Here is a 21,301-nt window from a genome sequence, read left to right as displayed (position 1 = left end):
CATGAAGAATTTCGTAATTCCAGCAGTACTCGCCGGCCTGATGGCTTCCAGCGTCAGCTTCGCCGCCGAATTGCCGGCCAGCATCAAGGCCAAGGGCGAGATCGTTGTCGCGATCATGCCGAACTACCCGCCGATGGATTTCAAGGACCCGGCCACCAACACCCTCACCGGTCTGGACTATGACCTGGGCAACGCCCTGGCCGAACGCCTGGGCGTGAAGATCAAATGGCAGGAAACCGGCTTCGAGCAAATGATCAACGCGCTGACCACCGACCGTGTGGACATGGTGCTGTCGGGCATGACCGACACCGCCGAGCGTCAGGCCAGCGTGACCTTCGTCGACTACTTCACCAGCGGTCCGCAGTTCTACACCTTGCAGAAGAACAAGGATTTCAACGAAATCACCGACCTGTGCGGCAAGAAAGTCGGCACCAGCCGCCGCACCACCTTCCCGGCGGAAATTGCCGAGTACAGCAAGACCCATTGTGAGGGCGCCGGCAAACCCGCCATCGTCGTGATCGGCACCGAAGGCTCGGCGGACGCCCGGGCGCAACTGCGCCAGAGCCGGATCGATGCCGCCATGCAGGGCAGCGAGACCTTGTCGTACCTGAAGACTCAGGAAAAGGACATGTACAAGACTGTCGGCCAGCCGATTTCGGTGCAGTTCTCCGGCATGGGTTTGAGCAAGAAAAAGCCTGAGCTGAGCGAAGCGGTGAAAGTGGCGTTGCAGAGCATGATCGATGACGGCAGCTACCAGACCATCCTGAAAAAATGGGACCTGGAACTGGGCGCGATCAAAACCGTGACGATTAACGCCGGCAAGTAATGCTTGCCCTGTAGGAGCGAGGCTTGCCCGCGATAGCGTCCTCAAGTGCGCCATCGCGGGCAAGCCATGCTCCTACAGGTTGGGAGGCGGACCACAGATTTATGATCGACTCAAATCCAGTGTGGGAGCGGGCTTGCTCGCGAAGGGACCCTGTCAGTCAGCATTGATGTTGAATGACACGCCGCGTTCGCGAGCAAGCCCGCTCCCACAGGGGATGGTGTTTTACCTATAGATGAATGGAGAGCCACAGATGTCCTCCTCACCCCAACCCGCCTGGCCATTCCAGCACAAAGCCTGCCTTGCCCTGGCCTTCGACCTCGACGGCCCGACCGGCGATGCCATGCTCAACGGCTCGATCTGGCGCAAGCCCGAATACTTCGGCTTCGGTGGCTACGGCCCCTACCGCGCTTTACCGCGCATCCTCGACCTGCTCGACGCCTTCCAGATCCCGACGACCTTCTTCGTCCCGGCCTGGGTCGTGGAGAACTGGCCGAAACAGTGCCAGGCGATTGTCGAGCGCGGACATGAGGTGGCGTACCACGGTTACAAACACGAATCCTTTTACGCCCTGACGCTGGACCAGCAGAAGGCCGTGATGAAGAAATCCCGCGAGGTGTTCTGGAAGCATTTGAACATCCGCTCCGAAGGTTTCCGCACGCCGTCCGGTGACTGGCGCGCCGAGACCCCGGCGATGCTGGTGGAGGCTGGCGTCACTTACTCCAGCAGCATGCGCGGCGATGATCGGCCTTACCTGGTCAACGTCCCAGGCTTCGACACACCGCTGGTGGAAATCCCCGGCCGCTGGGAAATGGACGATTACGCCTCCCTCGCCTACACCCGCGCCCCGGACTTCCCCTCGGGGCTGGACCGCACCGCCAGTTACGAATTGACCCTGGACAACTGGTGCCGTGAATACGACGGCGCCATGGATGAAGGGCTGTGCCTGACCACCCTGTTCCACCCCAAGATCACCGGCAAACCGGGACGCATCCTGTTGCTGGAAAAACTCTTCGAACACATGCGTCAGCGCGATGACGTGTGGTTCGCCACCTGCCGCGATGTCGCCCAGTGGTGGCTGAAGGAGCATCACCATGGCTGATTCCAGTGTCTGGCCTGACGGCAACCGCTGCGCCGTCGTCCTGACGGTCGATTACAACGACATCCACGGCATTCTGACCCAAGCCCCGGAAGTCGCCGGGCGGGATAAAACCCTGTCGGTCTGGCGCTACGGCAGCCAGCGCGGCGTGGATCGATTGCTCGGTTTGTTTGCAGAGCTGGGCGTCTCCAGCAGTTGGTGCATTCCGGGCATCGTCGCCGAGGAAAACCCCGGGCATATACAGGCGATTCAGGCCGGCGGGCATGAGATTGCCTGCGCCGGGTATCGCCATCAGAACTACGACAACCTGACGCTGGCCGAACAGAGCGCCGACATCGCCAAGGGCTGCGAAGCCTTGGCCGCGTTGACCGGCGTACGTCCAACCGGGTTTCGCATCCCGGCCGGCAACGGTGCGCCGGGGTTTATCGAGGCGTTGAGAGATCACGGCATCCGCTGGTCTTCGTCGTGGCGTGGCGATGATTTGCCGTTCGCCCACCCGACGGCGCCCGAGGTGATTGAGCTGCCGTTGCACTACGAACTGGAAGACGAACCCTACTTCGCCTTCAACCTCAGCCCGGCGGTGCCGCCGGCGCAATCGCGGATCGCCTCCTACAGCCACACCTTGGGCAACCTGCAAATGGACTTCGCCGGGTTTCACCGGTTTGGCCTCTGTTACGTGCTGCGCCTGCACCCGGAAATCATCGCCACACCGGGACGCATCGGCGTGTTGCGTGAATTGCTGGAAGGGATTCAGCAGCATCAGGACGTGTGGATTGCCACGGCGGGTGACGTGGCGCAGTGGTGGGCGGATTCGGCGGTGCGGGTGACGGAGGATCATCCTGCGGCGGTGTATGAGCGGCACTATCGGGATTACGGCGTATGAGCGAATTTTGCAGTGCCTACCAAGGCGTGATGCGCATGGAGCACCTGGCGCAGTTTTGTGTCGACACACGGTTTGAGGATCTGCCGGCCGCGCTGGTGGCACAGGCCAAGCGGCACATTCTCGATACCTTCGGTGCGACCCTCGCCGGGGCGGGCAGTGACGTGGCGAAACAGGCCCGGACGGTGTTCGAAGGTGAAACCGGCAGCACGCCGGTCTGGGGCACCGATTGGCGCGTCGGTGCGGCGCAAGCGGCGATGCTCAATGGCATCGCCGCCCATGCGCTGGAACTGGACGATACCGGGGGTTGCGATCATTCCGGGGCCGTGGTGCTGCCCGCCGTGATGGCGGCCGTGTCGATGTCCGGGAAAACGGTGAATGGACGGGAGTTCATCACCGCTGTGGTCATCGGCTACGAAATCGGCCGGCGGGTGCTGGAAGCCTGCGGCAGTTATTCGGCGCATAACGGAGCCGGTTGGCATTCCACGGCGACGTGCGGGGTGTTTGGCGCAGCGGCCGCCAGTGCGCGGATTCTCGGCCTCGATGCTGCGCAAACCTTGTCGGCCCTGGGTATCGCCGGCAGCTTCAGCGGCGGACTTTGGGCGTTTATTCATGACGGTTCCCAAAGCAAAAAACTCCACAGCGGTCGCGCCGCCGAAGGTGGTTTGCTGGCGGCACGGTTCGCCCAGCGCGGTATCACCGGGCCAACCAAGTTGTTCGAGGACGTCTGGGGCGGATTTCTCAAGACCCTGGCCGGTGACGCAGCGGTACCCGAGGCGCTGGACGCGGATCTGGGCCGGGTGTGGAAACTCGCCCGCTGCTCGATCAAGCCTTACGCCGCGTGCCGTGGCACCCATTCGGCAATCGATGCCCTGGGCCTGTTGCTGACGCAGTTGCAGGTTGGCGTCGATCAGGTCGAGGACATTCGGGTGTCGTTGTGCGGGTTCCTGCAAGACATGTGCGGCGGGCAAGAGGTGGCGAGTCTGGCGGCGGCGCAGATGAGCTTGCGCTATGCCCTCGCCGCGCGGCTGGTCCTGGGGCATTGCCGACTGGAAGCCTATGACGAGGCGCAACGCAACGACCCGCGAATCGCTGACTGGATGTCGCGTATCCGGCTTGAAGTGGACCCGCAACTGTCCGAGGATGGCGAGCCCGTCGTCAGCGTGCGGACCGTGGACGGTCGGCAAGCCAGCCTGTGCGTTGAAGTGCCGTTGGGCGCGCCGGGCAATCCGCTGAGTGATGAAGCGTTGGAGGAGAAGTTTTTCAGTCTGGCCGGGCGGGTGATGGCGCGGCAGCAGGTTGAAGAACTGCTTGGGCAGTTGTGGCGGGTTGATGAACTGGAATCTGTTGCAACCTTGGATCGGTGGCTGACTTGAATGGTGTGCTGTCTGTACCGGCCTCTTCGCGGGCAAGCCTCGCTCCTACGGGGTTAGCGCGAACCTGTAGGAGCGAGGCTTGCCCGCGAATGGCAGCAACTCGGTATGACGCCGAGCCCCATAACATCTGAATAAGGACATTTGCCCCACCGTGGCCACTTACTCGCTCGTTATCCGCCGGTTGATGATTTGCTCGCTGACCATCGTCGTCAGCCGCGCCATCACCAGCCCGTTGCTCACGCTGTTCCTGAGCAACAAACTCGGTCTCAACCAACAGGACGTTGGTCTGCTGCTGGGCATCGCGGTGTTTATCGCCACCCTGCTCGCCCTCTACGGCGGCTACATCATCGACCGACTGGAAAAGCGCCGGCTGTTGATCCTGGCCATGCTCTCCAGCGCCATCGGCTTCGTGCTGCTGACCTTCGCCGAAAACCTCTACCTGACCACCGCCACCCTGGTCATCACCGAAACCGCGTCCGCGTTGTTCCTGATCGGCTCGAAAGCGATCCTCAGTGAAAACCTGCCCATGGGCCAACGGGCCAAGGCATTTTCCCTGCGCTACACCTTGACCAACATCGGCTACGCGACCGGGCCGATGCTCGGCGTGGTGATCGCCGGGGTGTACCCGATTGCACCGTTCCTGATTGCCGGCGGCATCGCGTTCTTCAGCATCTTCTTGATGAGCGGTATTCCGAAAGACGCCGCCCAAGTGCCCGCCATCGGCCAGCCCCAGAGTTTTTTGAAGACCCTGACCACCCTCAAGAACGACCGCACCTTGATCATGTTCACCTGCGGCTGCCTGTTCAGCACCGTGGTCCACGGCCGTTTCACCTTGTACTTGTCGCAATACCTGCTGGTGACCCACGACTCCAAGCGCGCCCTGCAAACCATGGCCGCCCTGCTCGCCTGCAACGCCATCACGGTGATCCTGCTGCAATACCAGATCGGCCGCTTCCTCAAGCGCGAACAACTGCGCTATTGGATTGCCGGCGGCACCAGCCTGTTCATCTTGGGGTTAGTCGGGTTCAGCCTGGCCGATGGCCTGGTGAGCTGGTGCGTGGCGATGTTCATCTTCACCCTCGGTGAAATGATCATCTACCCGGCAGAGTTCCTGTTCGTCGACACCCTGGCGCCGGAAGAACTGCGCGGCAGTTACTACGGCGCGCAAAACCTCGCGGCACTGGGCGGCGCGTTGAGCCCGGTGATCTGCGGCTTCTTGCTGATGCACACCCCGGCGCCGACAATGTTCTACGCCCTCTGCGCTTTGACGGCGATGGGCGGCTCGCTGTGTTTCATGGCCGGCCGGCGGGTGGCGATACTGCAAAAGTAATGCATTGAAGCTGCATTAATATGAATTTGTCAGCATCGGGAATGAACGGCACACTGCGCCTCGTTCCTCCCCCAATAGTTGGAACACCTTCAAGGGCTTTCTGGGTATCCCAGCCAAGCCTTTTTTTTTGCCCCGGATTTTGCCAACGGATCGATTGTGATGATGCTCGCTCGCTGGCTGCCCGCCGCCATTAACACCCGCCCCTCCGAATGGAGCCGCGCGGCCATCGGCATGTCCCTGGGCACGCTGTTCAGCGTCTGGTTATGCAGCCAGGTGTTCGGCATAGAAGTGGCGCAGCATTTGGTCGGCCCGCTCGGGGCGTCGGCGGTGTTGTTGTTCGCCGTCTCCTCCGGCGCCCTCGCCCAGCCATGGTCGATTCTGGGCGGCTATTTGAGCGCCGGGGTGATCGCGCTGCTGGTCGCCCATGTGCTCGGGCGAACCCTGGGCAGTGCTTGCCTGGCGGCGGGCATGGCGCTGATGTTGATGTGCTGGCTGCGTTGCCTGCACCCGCCGGCCGGAGCGCTGGCGCTGTTATTGGTGCTCGCGGACCCGGCGACCATCGCCCTGGACTGGAAAGCCCTCGGCCCGGTGATGCTCAGCGCTTCGGCGATGCTGCTGTGCGCGTTGGCGTACAACAACCTGACACGGATTCGCTACCCCAAACGCGCCGCCGAATCGGCACCGACGCTGCCCTCGGCGGACAGCCAGGCCATTACGGCCGAGGACCTGAAGCGGGCGCTGGCCGATATGGAGGCGTTCATCGACGTGACGCCGGAAGACCTTGAGCAACTGATTCATGCCAGTGAACTGCATGCCAAGCGGCGTAGCATTGGTGATGTGTTTTCTGCCCGTCCTTGAAAATCAAAGGATCGCAGCCTTCGGCAGCTCCTACAGATCGGGTTTGCACGCGTTCAATGTAGGAGCTGCCGAAGGCTGCGATCTTTTGATCTAGGCTGCTGACTGCTGCCGCACCGGCACCGCCAGACTCACGGCCCTCACCGACAAGACCTTGAGCAACTGATTCACGCCAGCGAGCTGCATGCCAAGCGGCGTAGCATTGGTGATGTGTTTTCTGCCCGTCCTTGAAAATCAAAGGATCGCAGCCTCCGGCAGCTCCTACAGATCGGGTTTGCACGCGTTCAATGTAGGAGCTGCCGAAGGCTGCGATCTTTTGATCTAGGCTGCTGACTGCTGCCGCACCGGCACCGCCAGACTCACGGCCCTTACCGACAAGACCTTGAGCAACTGATTCACGCCAGCGAGCTGCATGCCAAGCGGTGTAGCGTTGGTGATGTGTTTTCTGCCCGTCCTTGAAGATCAAAGGATCGCAGCCTTCGGCAGCTCCTACAGGATCGGGTTAGCACGCGTTCAATGTAGGAGCTGCCGAAGGCTGCGATCTTTTGATCTAGGCTGCTGACTGCTGCCGAACCGGCACCGCCAGACTCACGGCCCTCACCGACGAGCCCGCACACACCCCCAACGCCTTGGCCGTTTGCGCGTCCACAATCAACGTCCCCGCCGCCACCCTGGCCGCTGCCGCGGTAATCCGGCAATCGGCGAACTGGCGGTTATGAATCAAATACGTCGCCGCCTGCTCCCCCAGTGTGCCGATGCTCAACTGCAATACCTCGCTGTCACGCACCGCACGGATATCCCCGGTGGCGCATTCGATCAGCGGCCCGCCGTCGAAGATGTCGATGTAATCCCGATGTTCAAACCCTTCAGCCTTGAGCATGCCCAGTGCCGGCTCAGTGTTGGGATGCACCCGGCCAATTACCGAGCGCGCGTCTTGCGGCAGCAGGCAGGTCGGTAGCGGGAACTTGGGCATCAGTTCAGCGATAAAGGTCTTGTTGCCGAGGCCGGTGAGGTAATCGGCGTCAGCAAAATCCATCTTGAAAAAGTGCCGCCCCAGGCCTTCCCAGAACGGTGACACGCCTTCGTCATCCGAATAACCGCGCATCTCGGCAATCACCTTGTCGCCAAACTGCTCACGGAATTCCGCCAGAAACAGAAACCGCGCTTTGGACAGCAAGCGTCCATTGAGGCCACTGCGGTGATCAGCGTGCAGGAACAGCGAACACAGCTCCGAATGCCCGGTCATGTCGTTGCCGAGGAACAACGTCGGCAATTGCTGATTAATCCCGAGGTTTTTCGAGGCCGCGACAAACAGACCCAAACGGTAGTTGTACCAAGGCTCGCGCAGGCCCACTGCACCGGCCAGGGCGCAGATGCCGATGGCTTCATTCGCGTCGTTTTCCAGCACAAACAGGTAATCGGCATCGGCCCGCTCAGCGTCACCAGCGAAGGTTTTTGCCGCCCATTCCAGGCGTTGACGCAAGCGTGGGGCGTCGGCAGGCAACGTAGTCAAACCGGTCCCGGCGCTGTGGGCCAGGGCCAGTAATGCGGGTAAATCGGCGGGAGTGGCTGGACGGACGATCATCGCTGGTGCTCCTTGATAGCCAGGTGTTTAGGCAGGAAAACTTCGGCCAGCATGCAGCGCGCGCTGCCGCCGCCGATGCGTTCGATGGTGTCGATGTTCACGGGAAGCGGCGTGGTGTGGGCTTCGATCAAGCGGCGCTGGGCCACGTCCAGCGATTGCCACGCGGTGCGCGACATCACCAGCACGGGCTCACCCGCCGCGTTGTGGACTTCCAGCATGTTGCCGGCGAAGGACTCCAGTTGCGCCCAGTCGAGGGCGATGACCTGCTTGCCGCTGTCTTCAAGCCGTTTACGCAAGGCCAGGCGTTCGCCAGGCTCGGTCACCGACACCAGGCAGGCAATGGCCAACCGCGTACCGACACTCATCATCACGTTGGTGTGGTAAATCGGGACGCCTTGGCGGTCCACCGCGTTAAAGGCACACAACTCGTAGCCCAAATGGCTGACCACCTGGTCCAGAGCCTTGGCGTGGGTGCGCGTGGAATAACCGGCGTAGCAAATGCGCTGCTGACGATCCAGCACCATGCTGCCGGTGCCTTCGAGGAACACCTCCTGCAACTCCAGGCCGGACAGGTCCAGGCACTGCTCGACCCGGTATTCATCGCGCAAATGGTCGAGTACGCCTTTGTCGCGCTCCAGACGACGGTTATGGCCCTGCATCGGGTACAGCACCAGCGTGCCGTCCGGGTGACTGCTCCACCAATTGTTAGGGAAGATCGAATCCGGGGTGTGTGGCGCTTCGGCGTCGTTGTGCACCAGCACTTCAACGCCGTGCCCACGCAGCGCGGCGACGTAGCCATCGAACTCTTGCAGGGCCTTGAGCTGGACGTCTTCGGACACCGCCGCCGGGCGCTGGAAACGGTTGTTCGCCGCCGTGTCCTGATTGAAGGAGAAACGTGTCGGGCGAATCATCAAAACGGTATTGGTGGTTTGCATGGGCACAGATTCAATGAGGGTTGAGAGAGGCTCATTGTCTGTTTCGGCGGGGGGAAAACCCGGTTGATAAGGGGGGTGGTTGATGCTGAAAACGGCTGAAGATGGAGTGTTCCTCAGCCGATTCGGTGAGGGCCTGAAGTCAAAAGATCGCAGCCTTCGGCAGCGCCTGCATTGACCGCGTGAAAACCCGATCCTGTAGGAGCTGCCGAAGGCTGCGATCTTTTGATCTTGCTATAAACATCTATTCCATCGTGGTCTTGACCATCGCCAATTCCGGATGGCTCACCAACTTGTCGATATGCAATTCCGGGTCATCAAACCAGACCTCTGTCAGCACCCGGTAATGCTCCATGTCCCGACAACGCATCCGCAGGCTGTAATCGAACGCGCCACTGATCAAGCGACATTCCAGCACTTGCGGGCAACCCCGCACCTTGGCCTCAAAGGCCTTCTGCGCCGCCCGCCCGCTCTGGTTCGACAACGCCACCAACACCAGCAACGACAGCCCCGGCGTCAGTTTTTTCTCATCGAGAATCGCCCCGTACCCGCGAATAACCCCGAGCTGTTCCAGTTTGCGCACCCGTTCCAGGCAAGGCCTGGGGGTCAGATGCACACGCTCGGACAGCTTTTGATAGGTGATGCGCCCATCGTGGCGCAGCACTTCGATGATGGCTTGATCAATGCGATCAAGCACGATCGACAGATCGCGGATATCCGCCATGTACGTCTCTCACTTCAAACGGCCTGATAAAAATTGCTGCAAACGTTCACTGCCTGGCTGATCGAGGATAGTCGCATCACCCTGCTCTTCAACCCGTCCCTGATGCAAGAACAACACCTGGGTCGAGACCTGCCGGGCGAAGCCCATTTCGTGGGTCACCATCAGCATGGTCCGGCCTTCTTCGGCCAGTGCCTGAATCACCTTGAGTACTTCGCCCACCAGTTCCGGGTCGAGGGCCGAAGTCGGCTCGTCGAACAACAGAATCTCCGGTTCCACCGCCAGCGCCCGGGCAATCGCTACCCGTTGCTGCTGGCCGCCGGAGAGAAACGCCGGGTACTGATCGGCGACCCTTTGCGGCAAACCGACTTTGTCCAGATACGCCCGGGCACTGTCTTCGGCGGCTTTGCGGCTGATCCCGAGCACCCGGCACGGCGCCAGGATGATGTTCTCCAGCACGGTCAGGTGGCTCCACAAATTGAAATGCTGGAACACCATCGCCAGCCGCGTGCGCAAGCGCTGCAACTGTGCCGGATTGGCCACGCGCATGCCACCGATGCCTGGGCGGGTGACGATGCGTTCGCCGTCCAGTTCGATGGCACCTTCGTCCGCCCGTTCCAGAAAGTTGATGCAGCGCAACATGGTGCTTTTGCCCGAACCGCTGGCGCCGATCATGCTCACCACGTCCCCTGCCTTGGCGTTCAACGAGACGCCCTTGAGCACTTCATTGTCACCGAAGCGTTTAAACAGGTTTTCTACGGTCAATTTATTCATGCAAACCTCTTTAGTGAGCGGGACCGAGGAAGTTCAGCCAGCGTTTCTCGGCCAGGCGAAACGCCCCGACCAGGCCGAACGACAACGCGAGGTACAGCAACCCGGCGATGCCAAAGGCCTGGAAAGTCATGAAGGTCGCGGCGTTGGCGTCCCGGGCGACTTTGAGGATGTCGGGAATGGTCGCGGTGAACGCCACCGACGTGGCGTGCAGCATCAGGATCACTTCGTTGCTGTAATACGGCAGCGCCCGACGCAGTGCCGAGGGCAGGATCAGCCGCAGATACAGACGCCAACCGCTCAAGCCGTAAGCGTGGGCGGCTTCGATTTCGCCGTAGGGAATGCTGCGAATCGCCCCGGCAAAAATCTCCACGGTGTAGGCGCAGGTGTTGAGGGTAAACGCCAGCAACGTGCAATTCATCGCATCGCGAAAAAACGCTTCGAGCAACGGTTGCGAGCGCACCAGCGCGATGCCGTAGATCCCGCTGTAGCAAATCAGCAACTGGATATACAGCGGCGTGCCGCGAAACACGTAAGTGAATAGCTGAACCGGCCAGCGCAACAGGCCCCAACGCGAGGTGCGCAGGATCGCCAACGGCAACGACAGGAAAAAGCCCATCACGATGCTCGCCACCAGCAACCACAAGGTCATGGCCAACCCGGTCAGGCTGTAGCCGTCGCTGAAGAGGAAGGGTTTCCAGTACTCGGCAATCAATTCGATCATCGCGCCATCCCCCGCACGCCCTGGTTATAGCGGCGTTCGAGCACCCGCAGGACATAGTTCGAAGCGCTGGTGATCAGCAAGTACAGCGCCGCCGCCAGCAACAGGAAGTCGAGCATGTTGAAGGTGCTCTTGCCCGCCTCTTGGGCGACTTTGACCAGGTCCGACAAGCCGATGATCGACACCAGGGCCGTGGCCTTGAGCAGCACCAGCCAGTTGTTGCCCAGGCTTGGCAAGGCGAACCGCATCATCTGCGGGAACACCACGAAGCGAAAACGCTGCCAGCGATTCAAGCCGAAACACGCCGCCGCTTCCTGCTGGCCACGGGGCACGCTGAGGATCGCGCCGCGAAAAGTCTCGGTGAAATACGCGCCGTAGATAAACCCGAGGGTGACGATCCCGGCCACGAACGGGTCGATTTCCATGTACGGCCAGCCCATCGCTTCGGTCAGGCTGCTGAGCCAGCCTTGCAGGCTGTAGAAAATCAGCAGCATCAGCACCAGGTCCGGCACGCCGCGAATCAGCGTGGTGTAAAAGGTCGCCGGCAGGTTCAGCACCTTGAGCGGCGACAGCTTGGCCGCCGCCCCGAGCAGGCCCAGCGCCATGCTGACCAGCAGCGACAGCGCCGATAATTTGAGGGTGACCCAGGTGCCGTGCTGCAGCAGCGGGCCATAACCTTGCAGGGCCGAAACATCGAGCCCGATCAGATTCAGGAAGGAATTCACGCCAGTCACCTGTCTTGAGGCGCCCACGCTGAAGCGCTGCACCGGTTATCGCGGCACAGCGTTCGGGGCGCGGGGATCAGTTGTTGTAGAGGTCCAGATCGCCGAAGTGTTTCTGCTGGATCTGTGCGTAGATGCCCTTGTCGTGCAGGGCCTTGATGGCGGCATTGAGCATGCCTTTGAGTTCTTCGTTGTCCTTGCGGATGCCGATGGCGATGTCCGACGGCACCAACGGGTCGCTGATGCCTTCGCTGTTCTTGAAGTCCGCGCCTTGGGGCGAGGTCAGGAAGCTCATTTGCGCCTGCATCTTGTCCTGGATCGAGGCGTCGAGACGCCCGAACACCAGGTCGGCGTAGACCTGATCCTGATTCTGATAGGCGCGCAGCTTCACGCCACCGGGCGCCAGTTTGGCCCGGGCGTAGGTTTCCTGGATGGTGCCCTGCATGTAGCCGATGGTCTTGCCGCGCAGCGACTCGGCGGTGGGCAGCAAGCCGGAATCCTTGCGAGTGACGATGGCGGTCGGGCCGGCGTACAGGCGATCGGTGAAGTCGATCTGCTTCTTGCGCGCTTCGGTGACCGTCATCGACGACTCGATGGCGTCGAACTTACCGGCCTTCAGCGCCGGAATCAGCCCGTCGAAGTCATTGCTGACCCACACGCAGGTCAGCTTCAATTCGGCGCAAATGGCGTTGCCCAGGTCCACGCCAAAACCTTGTACGCCGCCGTCAGCGGTGGTCGATTCAAAGGGCGGGTAACTTGGGTTAACGCCAAAGCGCAGCTCTTTCCATTCTTTGGCGCTGGCGCCAGTGGTGCAGCACAGCAAAGCCAATGCCGGCAAGGTCAGCCATTTGATTTTCATTTTTTAGAGTCCCGGATTATTTGGAGTTATCGCGGCCAGGCCGCTTTATGGGCAGGGACGCCAGAATGCCAAGTGCCGGGGTGGGGCTGGTGTCGTAAGGCCTTGTTTAGACAGCTCAAGTACGCTGAAGGAGGGACATTGGCAGCCGAATCGGTCGTGGGTGTTATCAAAGATCAAAAGATCGCAGCCTTCGGCAGCTCCTACGCGCCTGTGGGCGCCGCCGCAGGCTGCGATCTTTGCCCTAAGGTAAAAATGCACGTAGAGCCTGCACATATGCCGGTTGTACATCACAAATTTGCACTGCTACGATCCAGCATCGCTCGCGCGCGAGCTTCTCTATAAAGAACAATAAAAGCAGGGAGTTATCGATGACTGCTCAGGTTTCATCTCCGCAGGCAAACGCCACGGACGCCACGGCAAACGAAGTGCTGGCCGAGGTTCGCAACCACATCGGCCACCTGACCCTCAATCGCCCCGCCGGCCTCAACGCCATCACCCTGAACATGGTCCGCCGCCTGCAACATCAGCTCGATGCCTGGGCCAAGGATTCGCAGGTCCACGCCGTGGTACTGCGCGGTGCTGGTGAAAAAGCCTTCTGCGCCGGTGGTGATATTCGCTCGCTGTACGACAGCCACAAAAACGGCGACACCCTGCACGAAGATTTCTTTGTCGAGGAGTACGCCCTGGACCTCGCCATCCACCACTACCGCAAACCGATCCTCGCCTTGATGGACGGCTTTGTACTGGGCGGCGGCATGGGTCTGGTACAAGGCGCTGATCTGCGCGTCGTCACCGAACGCAGTCGCCTGGCGATGCCGGAAGTGGCCATCGGTTATTTCCCGGACGTGGGCGGCAGCTACTTCCTGCCACGGATTCCTGGCGAACTGGGGATTTACCTGGGCGTCAGCGGCGTGCAGATTCGCGCCGCCGATGCGCTGTATTGCGGCTTGGCCGACTGGTTTCTGGAAAGCGACAAACTCGGCGCCCTGGACGAGCATCTCGATCAGCTTGAATGGCACGACTCACCGCTCAAGGACCTGCAAGGTCTGCTGGCCAAACTCGCCACCCAGCAACTGCCCGACGCACCCTTGATTGCGTTGCGCCCGGCCATCGACCACTTCTTCGCCCTGCCGGACGTGGCGAGTATGGTGGAGCAACTGCGTGAAGTGACGGTTGCCGACAGTCACGAATGGGCGAAAACCACCGCTGACTTGCTCGAAAGCCGCTCGCCGCTGGCCATGGGTGTGACCCTGGAGATGCTCCGTCGCGGTCGTCACTTGAGCCTTGAACAATGCTTCGCCCTGGAATTGCACCTGGACCGTCAGTGGTTCGACCGGGGCGACCTGATCGAAGGCGTGCGCGCCTTGCTGATCGACAAAGACAAAAAGCCACGCTGGAACCCGCCGACCTTGCAGGCGCTGCACGCCGAGCACGTCGAGAGTTTCTTCACAGGTTTTGAGCAGAGCGGGAACTGAGCCATGAACGATATCGAATTGAGCGAAGAGCAAGTGATGATCCGCGACATGGCCCGGGACTTTGCCCGTGGCGAAATCGCGCCCCATGCACAAGCCTGGGAAAAGGCGGGCTGGATCGACGACGGTCTGGTGGCGAAGATGGGTGAGTTGGGCCTGCTGGGCATGGTGGTGCCGGAAGAATGGGGCGGCACCTATGTCGATTACGTCGCCTACGCCCTGGCCGTGGAAGAGATTTCGGCGGGTGACGGCGCCACGGGTGCGCTGATGAGCATCCACAACTCCGTGGGCTGTGGCCCGGTACTCAATTACGGCACCGAAGAGCAGAAAAAAACCTGGTTGCCGGACCTGGCCAGCGGTCAGGCCATCGGCTGCTTCTGCCTGACCGAACCGCAAGCCGGTTCCGAAGCCCACAACCTGCGCACCCGTGCCGAACTGCGGGACGGCCAGTGGGTGATCAACGGCGCCAAGCAATTCGTCAGCAACGGCAAGCGAGCGAAACTGGCAATTGTGTTTGCCGTGACTGACCCGGACCTGGGCAAAAAAGGCATCTCGGCGTTTCTGGTGCCGACCGACACCCCGGGTTTCATCGTTGACCGCACCGAACACAAAATGGGCATCCGCGCCTCCGACACCTGCGCGGTCACCCTGAGCAACTGCACGATTCCTGAGGCCAATCTGCTGGGTGATCGCGGCAAAGGCCTGGCCATCGCCCTCTCCAACCTTGAAGGCGGGCGCATCGGCATCGCCGCGCAGGCATTGGGCATTGCGCGGGCGGCGTTTGAAGCGGCGCTGGCCTATTCCCGGGATCGGGTGCAGTTCGGCAAGACGATCAACGAACACCAGAGCATCGCGAATATGCTGGCGGACATGCACACACGGTTGAACGCCGCACGGTTGCTGATCCTGCATGCGGCACGGTTGCGCAGTGCGGGCAAGCCGTGTCTGTCGGAGGCTTCACAGGCCAAGTTGTTTGCGTCAGAGATGGCTGAGAAGGTCTGTTCCTCGGCGATGCAGATTCATGGCGGGTATGGGTATCTGGAGGATTACCCGGTGGAGCGTTATTACCGGGATGCGCGGATTACCCAGATTTATGAAGGGTCGAGCGAGATACAGCGGATGGTGATTGCTCGCGAACTGAAAAACTATCTGGTTTAAAAAAGCAAAAGATCGCAGCCTTCGGCAGCTCCTACAAGGGCCGCGTTCACCCGATTATCGGTATTGAACGTGAACCTGTAGGAGCTGCCGAAGGCTGCGATCTTTTGACGGCAAATGAATTACTTGCCTTGGAACTCGGCCTCACGCTTGGCAATAAACGCCGCCATCCCTTCCTTCTGATCCTGCGTCGCAAACGCCGCATGGAACACCCGACGCTCAAAGCGCACGCCTTCGGACAGGCTCACCTCAAATGCGCGGTTGACACTTTCCTTGACCATCATCGCAATCGGCAACGATTTCTTGGCGATCAACGCCGCGACTTTCAGCGCTTCGTCCAGTAGCTCATCGGCCGGGACGATCCGCGCGACAATCCCGCAACGCTCCGCTTCCACCGCATCGATCAAACGGCCGCTGAGGCACATTTCCATGGCCTTGGCCTTGCCCACCGCACGGGTCAGGCGCTGGGTACCGCCCATGCCCGGCAGCACGCCGAGATTGATTTCCGGCTGGCCGAATCTGGCGTTGTCACCGGCCAGGATGAAGTCGCACATCAACGCCAATTCACAGCCACCGCCGAGGGCGAAACCGTTAACGGCAGCAATGATCGGCTTGCGGCGGTTGGCCACGCGATCGCTGTCGCTGAACAGGTCGTCGAGGTAGATCTGCGGGTAGGTCAGCTCGGCCATTTCCTTGATGTCGGCACCGGCGGCGAAGGCTTTTTTCGAGCCGGTCAGCACGATGCAGCCGATGTTCGAATCGGCTTCCAGGCCATCGAGGGCGTGGTTCAGTTCGCTGACGATCTGCGCGTTCAACGCGTTCAGCGCTTGCGGACGGTTAAGCGTGATCAGGCCAACGCGACCGTGAATGTCCAACAAAATCGTTTCGTAGCTCATAAACAACTCCTGTTTTGCATAAGGCTTGGCTCCCCGTAGGAGCTGCCGAAGGCTGCGATCTTTTGACTTTGATTTTTAAAAACAGAATCAAAAAATCGCAGCCTTCGGCAGCTCCTACCGGGGGCCTTTTAAAGATTGCGCGAAATAACCATGCGCTGAATATCGCTGGTGCCTTCGTAGATCTGGCACACCCGCACGTCGCGGTAGATCCGCTCCAGCGGGAAGTCGTTCAGGTAACCGTAACCGCCGAGGGTTTGCAACGCGGCGGAGCAGACCTTCTCGGCCATTTCCGAGGCAAACAATTTGGCCATCGACGCTTCGACCAGGGCCGGTTTGCCGCTGTCACGCAGGGCTGCCGCATAGTGCACCATCTGCCGGGCGACAGCGATTTGGGTGGCCATGTCCGCCAAACGGAACGCCACGGCCTGGTGCTCGATGATCGGCTTACCGAAACTTTCGCGCTCACGGGCGTAGTCGCGGGCCGCTTCAAACGCGGCGCGGGCCATGCCCACCGATTGCGACGCGATGCCCACACGGCCGCCTTCAAGGTTGGCCAGGGCAATTCGGTAACCTTCGCCCTCCTCGCCCAAGCGATTGGCCACCGGGACCTTCACGTCTTCGAAAAGGATCTGGCAGGTGTCAGAAGCGTGCTGGCCGAGTTTGTCCTCGACCCGGGCGACTTTATAGCCCGGCGAATCGGTGGGTACGATCAGCGCGGTGATCCCGCGTTTGCCGGCGCCCGGGTCGGTCACAGCGAAGACAATCACCACCCCGGCGTTCTGCCCGGAGGTGATGAACTGTTTGCAGCCATTGAGCACGTAGTGATCGCCTTCCAGACGCGCACGGGTTTTCAAGCCGCTGGCGTCGGAGCCGGCCTGGGGTTCGGTCAGGGCAAAGGCGCCGAGCATCGAGCCGCTGGCCAACGGCTTGAGGAAGCGTTCCTTCTGGTCGTCGGTGCCGTATTTGAGGATCGGCACGCAACCCACCGAGTTGTGCACGCTCATGATGGTCGAGCAGGCGCCATCGCCCGCAGCGATTTCTTCCAGGGCCATGGCGTAGGCCAGGTAACCGGTGTCACAGCCGCCCCACTCTTCGGGCACCAACATGCCGAAAAAGCCCAGCTCGGCCATTTCACCGATGGCCTCTTTGGGGAAACGATGCTCACGGTCCCACTCGGCGGCGAACGGTTTCAGCCGCTCCTGGGCAAATTGCCGGGCGGCTTCGCTGATCTGAAGTTGTTCGTCATTGGGAATCATGGGCAATCCTTAAAAATGTCATTGCCCCCGTAGGAGCTGGCGGAGCCTGCGATCTTTTGATTGTGATTTTTAGGGTCAAAGATCGCAGCCTCGTTTCACTCGACAGCTCCTACGGGGGTTGCGCGAGCCTCAGTACAGGCATTCAACAGCCATGGCCGTGGCTTCGCCGCCGCCGATGCAGATCGCTGCAACGCCGCGTGTCAGGCCTTTCTGGCGCAGGGCCGAGAGCAAGGTCACGAGGATTCGCGCGCCGGACGCGCCAATCGGGTGGCCCAAGGCGCAAGCACCGCCGTGGATGTTGACCTTCTCGTGAGGGATTTCCAGTTTGCTCATGGTCACCAGGCTGACCACGGCGAACGCCTCGTTGATTTCGAACAACTCGACTTCATCCAGGGACCAGCCGGTTTTCTTCATCAGCTTCTTGATCGCGCCGACTGGAGCGACCGGAAACAGGCCCGGGGTATCGGCAAACGCGGCGTGGCCATGGATCACTGCCAGTGGTTTGAGCCCGCGTTTATCGGCTTCGGAGCGACGCATCAACACCAATGCCGCCGCGCCATCGGAGATCGAGCTGGAGTTGGCCGCCGTCACCGTACCGCCCTCGCGGAACGCCGGTTTCAGTGAGGTGATTTTGTCGAGTTTGGCTTTCGGTGGCTGTTCGTCATTGCTGATCAGCACCTGTTCTTTGCCAACGGTGACGGTCAGCGGCACGATTTCAGCCTTGAAACTGCCGTCCTTGATCGCCTGCTGCGCCCGCATCGTCGATGCAATCGCGAATTCGTCCTGGGCTTCGCGGGTGAAGCCGTTCGCCTCGGCACAATCCTCGGCGAAGGTGCCCATCAGACGGCCCTTGTCGTAGGCGTCTTCGAGGCCGTCGAGGAACATCGAATCCAGCACTCGACCATGGCCCATGCGGTAACCGCTACGGGCGCGGTCCAGCAGGTACGGCGAGTTGGACATGCTTTCCATGCCGCCGGCGATCACCACCTCGGCACTGCCGGCCACCAGCATGTCGTGGGCCAGGATGGTGGTTTCCATGCCGGAACCGCACATTTTGTTCACGGTGGTGCAACGGGTCGATTTATCCAGCCCGGCGCCCAGTGCAGCCTGACGCGCAGGCGCCTGGCCGAGGCCGGCGGGCAACACACAACCGAACAGCACTTCGTCGACCGCGTCGGAGGCCACACCGGCCCGTTCAACCGCAGCCTTGATCGCCGCAGCACCGAGTTGCGGCGCGGTCAGGCTTTTCAGTTCGCCCTGGAAGCCACCCATCGGGGTGCGGACGGCGCTGACAATAACAATCGGATCGTTGGAAAGGCTCATGACAAATCCTCCTTACTTGGCGGCCATACGCAAGGCACCGTCGAGACGGATCACCTCGCCGTTGAGCATGCTGTTTTCAATGATATGCCTGACCAGCGCGGCGTACTCGGCCGGTTTGCCAAGACGCGGCGGGAACGGTACGCCAGCGGCCAGGGAGGCGCGAACTTCCTCGGTCATGCCGGCCATCATCGGCGTTTCAAAAATGCCGGGGGCGATGGTCATTACGCGGATGCCGAAGCGCGCCAGTTCACGGGCGGCGGGCAAGGTCAGGCTGACGATGGCGCCTTTCGATGCAGCGTAGGCAGCCTGGCCGATCTGGCCGTCGTAAGCCGCTGCGGATGCGGTGTTGATGATCACCCCGCGTTCACCGCCGGCATCCGCTTCGGTTTCCGCGATGGCCGCAGCGGCCAGGCGCAACATGTTGAAGCTGCCGATCAGGTTAACGTTGATCACTTGGCTGAAACTGGCCAAGGCGTGGGGGCCGGTCTTGCCGAGGATCTTCTCGCCACGCACGATGCCGGCGCAATTCACCAGACCGTGCAGGCCACCGAAGGCTTTCACCGTCGCGGCCACAGCGGCTTCGGCGGCAGCTTCGTTGCTGATGTCCGCCACCACGCTGTGCGCGCCGAGACGTTCAGCCTGGGCCGCAACGGCTTCGGCGTTCATGTCCACCAGCATCACGTTGGCGCCGGCAGCCACCAGCATTTCAGCCGTGGCAGCGCCCAGGCCGGACGCACCACCCGTGACGAGAAAAACCTTGTTTTCGATCTGCATCATTGTTTCCTTCGATTCAAGCAGAAGCTTTGTGAGCCGCGGCCTCTTGAGCCTTGGCGATTTCCTGGTTGCGCAAGATAAAGCGCTGCAATTTGCCGCTTGGGGTTTTCGGCAATTCGCTGACAAATTCGATTTCACGGGGGTACGAGTGCGCGGCCAGACGCTTGCGCACGTGTTGGCGCAACTCTTCGGCCAGCTCCGGCGTGGCGCGGTATTGCTCGCAAATCACCACGAAGGCTTTCACCAGTTCGGTGCGCTCCGGGTCGGGTTTGCCGACCACGGCCGCTTCGATCACGGCCGGGTGTTCGATCAGCGCACTTTCGACGTCGAACGGGCCAACGCGGTAGCCGGAGGTGGTGATCACATCATCGCTGCGACCAACGAAACTGATGCTGCCGTCCGGGTTCCACTCGACGGTATCGCCGCTCAGGTAATAGTTGCCGACAAAAGCTTTGGTCGGCGCGCCTTCGTAGCCGTTGAACCAGCACATCGGTGACTGGGTGCGGTCGATAGCCAGGATGCCCGGCTGGCCGACGCCGAGTTCCTTGTAGTCATCGTCAAGTACCACGATGCGATGGCCGGGCGAGGCAAACCCGGCGGCGCCCATGTGAATCGGGTGCTCGAGGCCATGGTGGTTGCACAGCACCATGCCCAGTTCGGTCTGGCCGTAATGGTCGTGAATGACCACATCGAGGTTGTCGGCGAACCAGCGGATCACTTCCGGGTTCAGCGGCTCACCGGCACTGCTGACGATGCGCAACTTGCCTTTGATCGACTTGGCGAATTCGTTCCCACCGGCAATCAGCAGGCGATAAGCCGTCGGCGAACCGGTCAGGTTGGTGATGTTGTATTTGTTGATCACCCGGCAGGTGCTTTCGAGGGTGAACGGGCCATCGTAGAAAGTGATCGGGTGCCCCATCGACATCGGCCCGGTCACGCCGAAATAGATGCCATAGGCCCAACCTGGGTCAGCGACGTTCCAGAATGCGTCTTCCGGGCGCAAATCCACCGCATCGCGGGTGTAGCTCTGGAAGGCGACGATGGCCTTGAGCGGCACCGACAACGCTTTCGACGGGCCAGTGGTGCCTGAGGTGAACATCAGCAGGAACGGGTCTTCGCCCGTCAACATGACCGGTTCGCAGTCAGGGGAATAATTGGCCAGTTCCGCCCAGAAGCTGTAATCGCCACGGACGATGCCCTGCCCTTTGGCGCCGCCGACGGTGACGATGGTCGGGCAATCGGCGACTTCCGCGAGTTTCGGCCGATTAACCGCGTCGGTCACCACCACTTTGGCGCCGGAGCTGCTCAAGCGGTGCTCTAGGGCTTTCGGGCCAAACGCGGTGAACAGCGGCTGATAAACCGCGCCGATACGCCAGGTGGCAAACACGGTGATCAGCAATTCAATGTTGCGTGGCAGCAGGCCGGCAACCTTGTCGCCTTTCTGCACGCCTTGGGCGAGGAGGAAATTGGCCAAACGCGCGGCTTTGTCCTGCAAGTCGCTGAAGGTGTACGTTGCGCTGGCGCCGTCCCGACCTTCCCAGAACAGCGCGATGCGCCCTGGCAATGCATGGCGGTCGCAACACTCGACGCAAGCGTTAAGCGCCGTCAAATCGCCGGCCAGCGCGGCATCAACGGTGTGCTGGTAATCGAACTGTGAAGTAGCAGACAAGTAATCGCGCATTGCCAGAATCCCTCTGTATTTTTATTAGGTTGGGGGAACCGTAATTAACACAGGAATACTCGCGCTGCGC

20 protein-coding genes are annotated in these 21,301 nt (G+C 61.1%); 8 read left to right on the top strand and 12 right to left on the bottom strand.

Annotated elements, in window-relative coordinates; genetic code table 11:
• Window position 1 precedes the first annotated feature (1 nt).
• The 6 genes from V5E99_RS24595 to V5E99_RS24570 all read left to right on the top strand — a co-directional run bounded on the left by V5E99_RS24595 (window position 2) and on the right by V5E99_RS24570 (window position 6,366).
• Window positions 2–826: an ABC transporter substrate-binding protein gene (locus V5E99_RS24595; RefSeq protein ID WP_499804829.1), complete on the top strand. Its 825-nt coding sequence runs from the start codon at window positions 2–4 to the stop codon at window positions 824–826.
• A gap of 250 nt (window positions 827–1,076) precedes the next feature.
• A complete protein-coding gene (locus tag V5E99_RS24590) occupies window positions 1,077–1,925 on the top strand; it encodes a polysaccharide deacetylase family protein (RefSeq protein ID WP_499804828.1) in 849 nt (282 codons plus the stop codon).
• Entirely contained in the window at window positions 1,918–2,805 is an 888-nt protein-coding gene (locus tag V5E99_RS24585; RefSeq protein ID WP_499804827.1) for a polysaccharide deacetylase family protein, read from the top strand. The genes V5E99_RS24590 and V5E99_RS24585 overlap by 8 nt, the downstream gene beginning before the upstream one ends.
• Complete coding sequence (locus V5E99_RS24580) at window positions 2,802–4,178, top strand: MmgE/PrpD family protein (protein WP_499804826.1); 1,377 nt, start codon at window positions 2,802–2,804, stop codon at window positions 4,176–4,178. Before V5E99_RS24585 ends, V5E99_RS24580 begins: the two co-directional genes overlap by 4 nt.
• Before the next feature lie 151 nt (window positions 4,179–4,329).
• Entirely contained in the window at window positions 4,330–5,508 is a 1,179-nt protein-coding gene (locus V5E99_RS24575) for an MFS transporter (protein ID WP_499804825.1), read from the top strand.
• Between the two features lie 159 nt (window positions 5,509–5,667).
• Entirely contained in the window at window positions 5,668–6,366 is a 699-nt protein-coding gene (locus V5E99_RS24570; RefSeq protein WP_499804824.1) for an HPP family protein, read from the top strand.
• A 547-nt stretch (window positions 6,367–6,913) separates the two neighbouring features.
• Here the strand turns inward: V5E99_RS24570 and astA are convergent.
• The 7 genes from astA to V5E99_RS24535 form a co-directional block, all read right to left on the bottom strand.
• The gene (astA, locus tag V5E99_RS24565; protein ID WP_499804823.1) at window positions 6,914–7,948 is read right to left on the bottom strand and encodes an arginine N-succinyltransferase; all 1,035 of its coding nucleotides are present in this window, start codon (window positions 7,946–7,948) and stop codon (window positions 6,914–6,916) included.
• The gene (gene ctlX, locus V5E99_RS24560; protein WP_499804822.1) at window positions 7,945–8,883 is read right to left on the bottom strand and encodes a citrulline utilization hydrolase CtlX; all 939 of its coding nucleotides are present in this window, start codon (window positions 8,881–8,883) and stop codon (window positions 7,945–7,947) included. Before ctlX ends, astA begins: the two co-directional genes overlap by 4 nt.
• A gap of 241 nt (window positions 8,884–9,124) precedes the next feature.
• Complete coding sequence (locus V5E99_RS24555) at window positions 9,125–9,604, bottom strand: Lrp/AsnC family transcriptional regulator (RefSeq protein ID WP_499804821.1); 480 nt, start codon at window positions 9,602–9,604, stop codon at window positions 9,125–9,127.
• Between the two features lie 9 nt (window positions 9,605–9,613).
• Window positions 9,614–10,375, bottom strand: coding sequence for an ABC transporter ATP-binding protein (locus V5E99_RS24550; RefSeq protein WP_499804820.1), 762 nt, complete (start codon window positions 10,373–10,375; stop codon window positions 9,614–9,616).
• 10 nt (window positions 10,376–10,385) lie between these two features.
• On the bottom strand, window positions 10,386–11,096 hold the full coding sequence (locus tag V5E99_RS24545; RefSeq protein WP_499804819.1) for an ABC transporter permease: 711 nt from the start codon (window positions 11,094–11,096) through the stop codon (window positions 10,386–10,388).
• Window positions 11,093–11,776 (bottom strand): ABC transporter permease, encoded by a 684-nt coding sequence (locus V5E99_RS24540; protein ID WP_499804868.1) that lies wholly within the window; start codon window positions 11,774–11,776, stop codon window positions 11,093–11,095. Before V5E99_RS24540 ends, V5E99_RS24545 begins: the two co-directional genes overlap by 4 nt.
• A 118-nt stretch (window positions 11,777–11,894) precedes the next feature.
• Complete coding sequence (locus tag V5E99_RS24535) at window positions 11,895–12,674, bottom strand: transporter substrate-binding domain-containing protein (RefSeq protein ID WP_499804818.1); 780 nt, start codon at window positions 12,672–12,674, stop codon at window positions 11,895–11,897.
• A 368-nt stretch (window positions 12,675–13,042) separates the two neighbouring features.
• On the opposite strand from V5E99_RS24535, the gene V5E99_RS24530 reads away from it, so the two are divergent.
• Window positions 13,043–14,149: an enoyl-CoA hydratase/isomerase family protein gene (locus V5E99_RS24530; RefSeq protein ID WP_499804817.1), complete on the top strand. Its 1,107-nt coding sequence runs from the start codon at window positions 13,043–13,045 to the stop codon at window positions 14,147–14,149.
• A 3-nt stretch (window positions 14,150–14,152) separates the two neighbouring features.
• Window positions 14,153–15,304: an acyl-CoA dehydrogenase family protein gene (locus tag V5E99_RS24525; protein ID WP_499804816.1), complete on the top strand. Its 1,152-nt coding sequence runs from the start codon at window positions 14,153–14,155 to the stop codon at window positions 15,302–15,304.
• Window positions 15,305–15,423: 119 nt separating this feature from the next.
• On the opposite strand, the gene V5E99_RS24520 is transcribed toward V5E99_RS24525, so the two are convergent.
• From V5E99_RS24520 to V5E99_RS24500, 5 genes are all read right to left on the bottom strand, one after another.
• Window positions 15,424–16,197 carry an enoyl-CoA hydratase gene (locus tag V5E99_RS24520; protein WP_499804815.1) on the bottom strand — a complete coding sequence of 258 codons (774 nt, stop codon included), beginning with the start codon at window positions 16,195–16,197 and terminating at the stop codon, window positions 15,424–15,426.
• A 128-nt stretch (window positions 16,198–16,325) separates the two neighbouring features.
• Entirely contained in the window at window positions 16,326–17,453 is a 1,128-nt protein-coding gene (locus tag V5E99_RS24515; protein ID WP_499804814.1) for an acyl-CoA dehydrogenase, read from the bottom strand.
• A gap of 129 nt (window positions 17,454–17,582) precedes the next feature.
• Window positions 17,583–18,776, bottom strand: coding sequence for an acetyl-CoA C-acyltransferase (locus V5E99_RS24510; RefSeq protein ID WP_499804813.1), 1,194 nt, complete (start codon window positions 18,774–18,776; stop codon window positions 17,583–17,585).
• A 12-nt stretch (window positions 18,777–18,788) separates the two neighbouring features.
• On the bottom strand, window positions 18,789–19,550 hold the full coding sequence (locus tag V5E99_RS24505; RefSeq protein WP_499804812.1) for an SDR family NAD(P)-dependent oxidoreductase: 762 nt from the start codon (window positions 19,548–19,550) through the stop codon (window positions 18,789–18,791).
• A gap of 16 nt (window positions 19,551–19,566) precedes the next feature.
• A complete protein-coding gene (locus V5E99_RS24500; protein WP_499804811.1) occupies window positions 19,567–21,231 on the bottom strand; it encodes an AMP-binding protein in 1,665 nt (554 codons plus the stop codon).
• Window positions 21,232–21,301 lie beyond the last annotated feature (70 nt).

Source organism: Janthinobacterium sp. LPB2021202312-11-4, assembly GCF_037049705.1.
Taxonomy (GTDB): domain Bacteria; phylum Pseudomonadota; class Gammaproteobacteria; order Pseudomonadales; family Pseudomonadaceae; genus Aquipseudomonas.
This window is presented reverse-complemented; position numbering and strand designations above follow the sequence as displayed.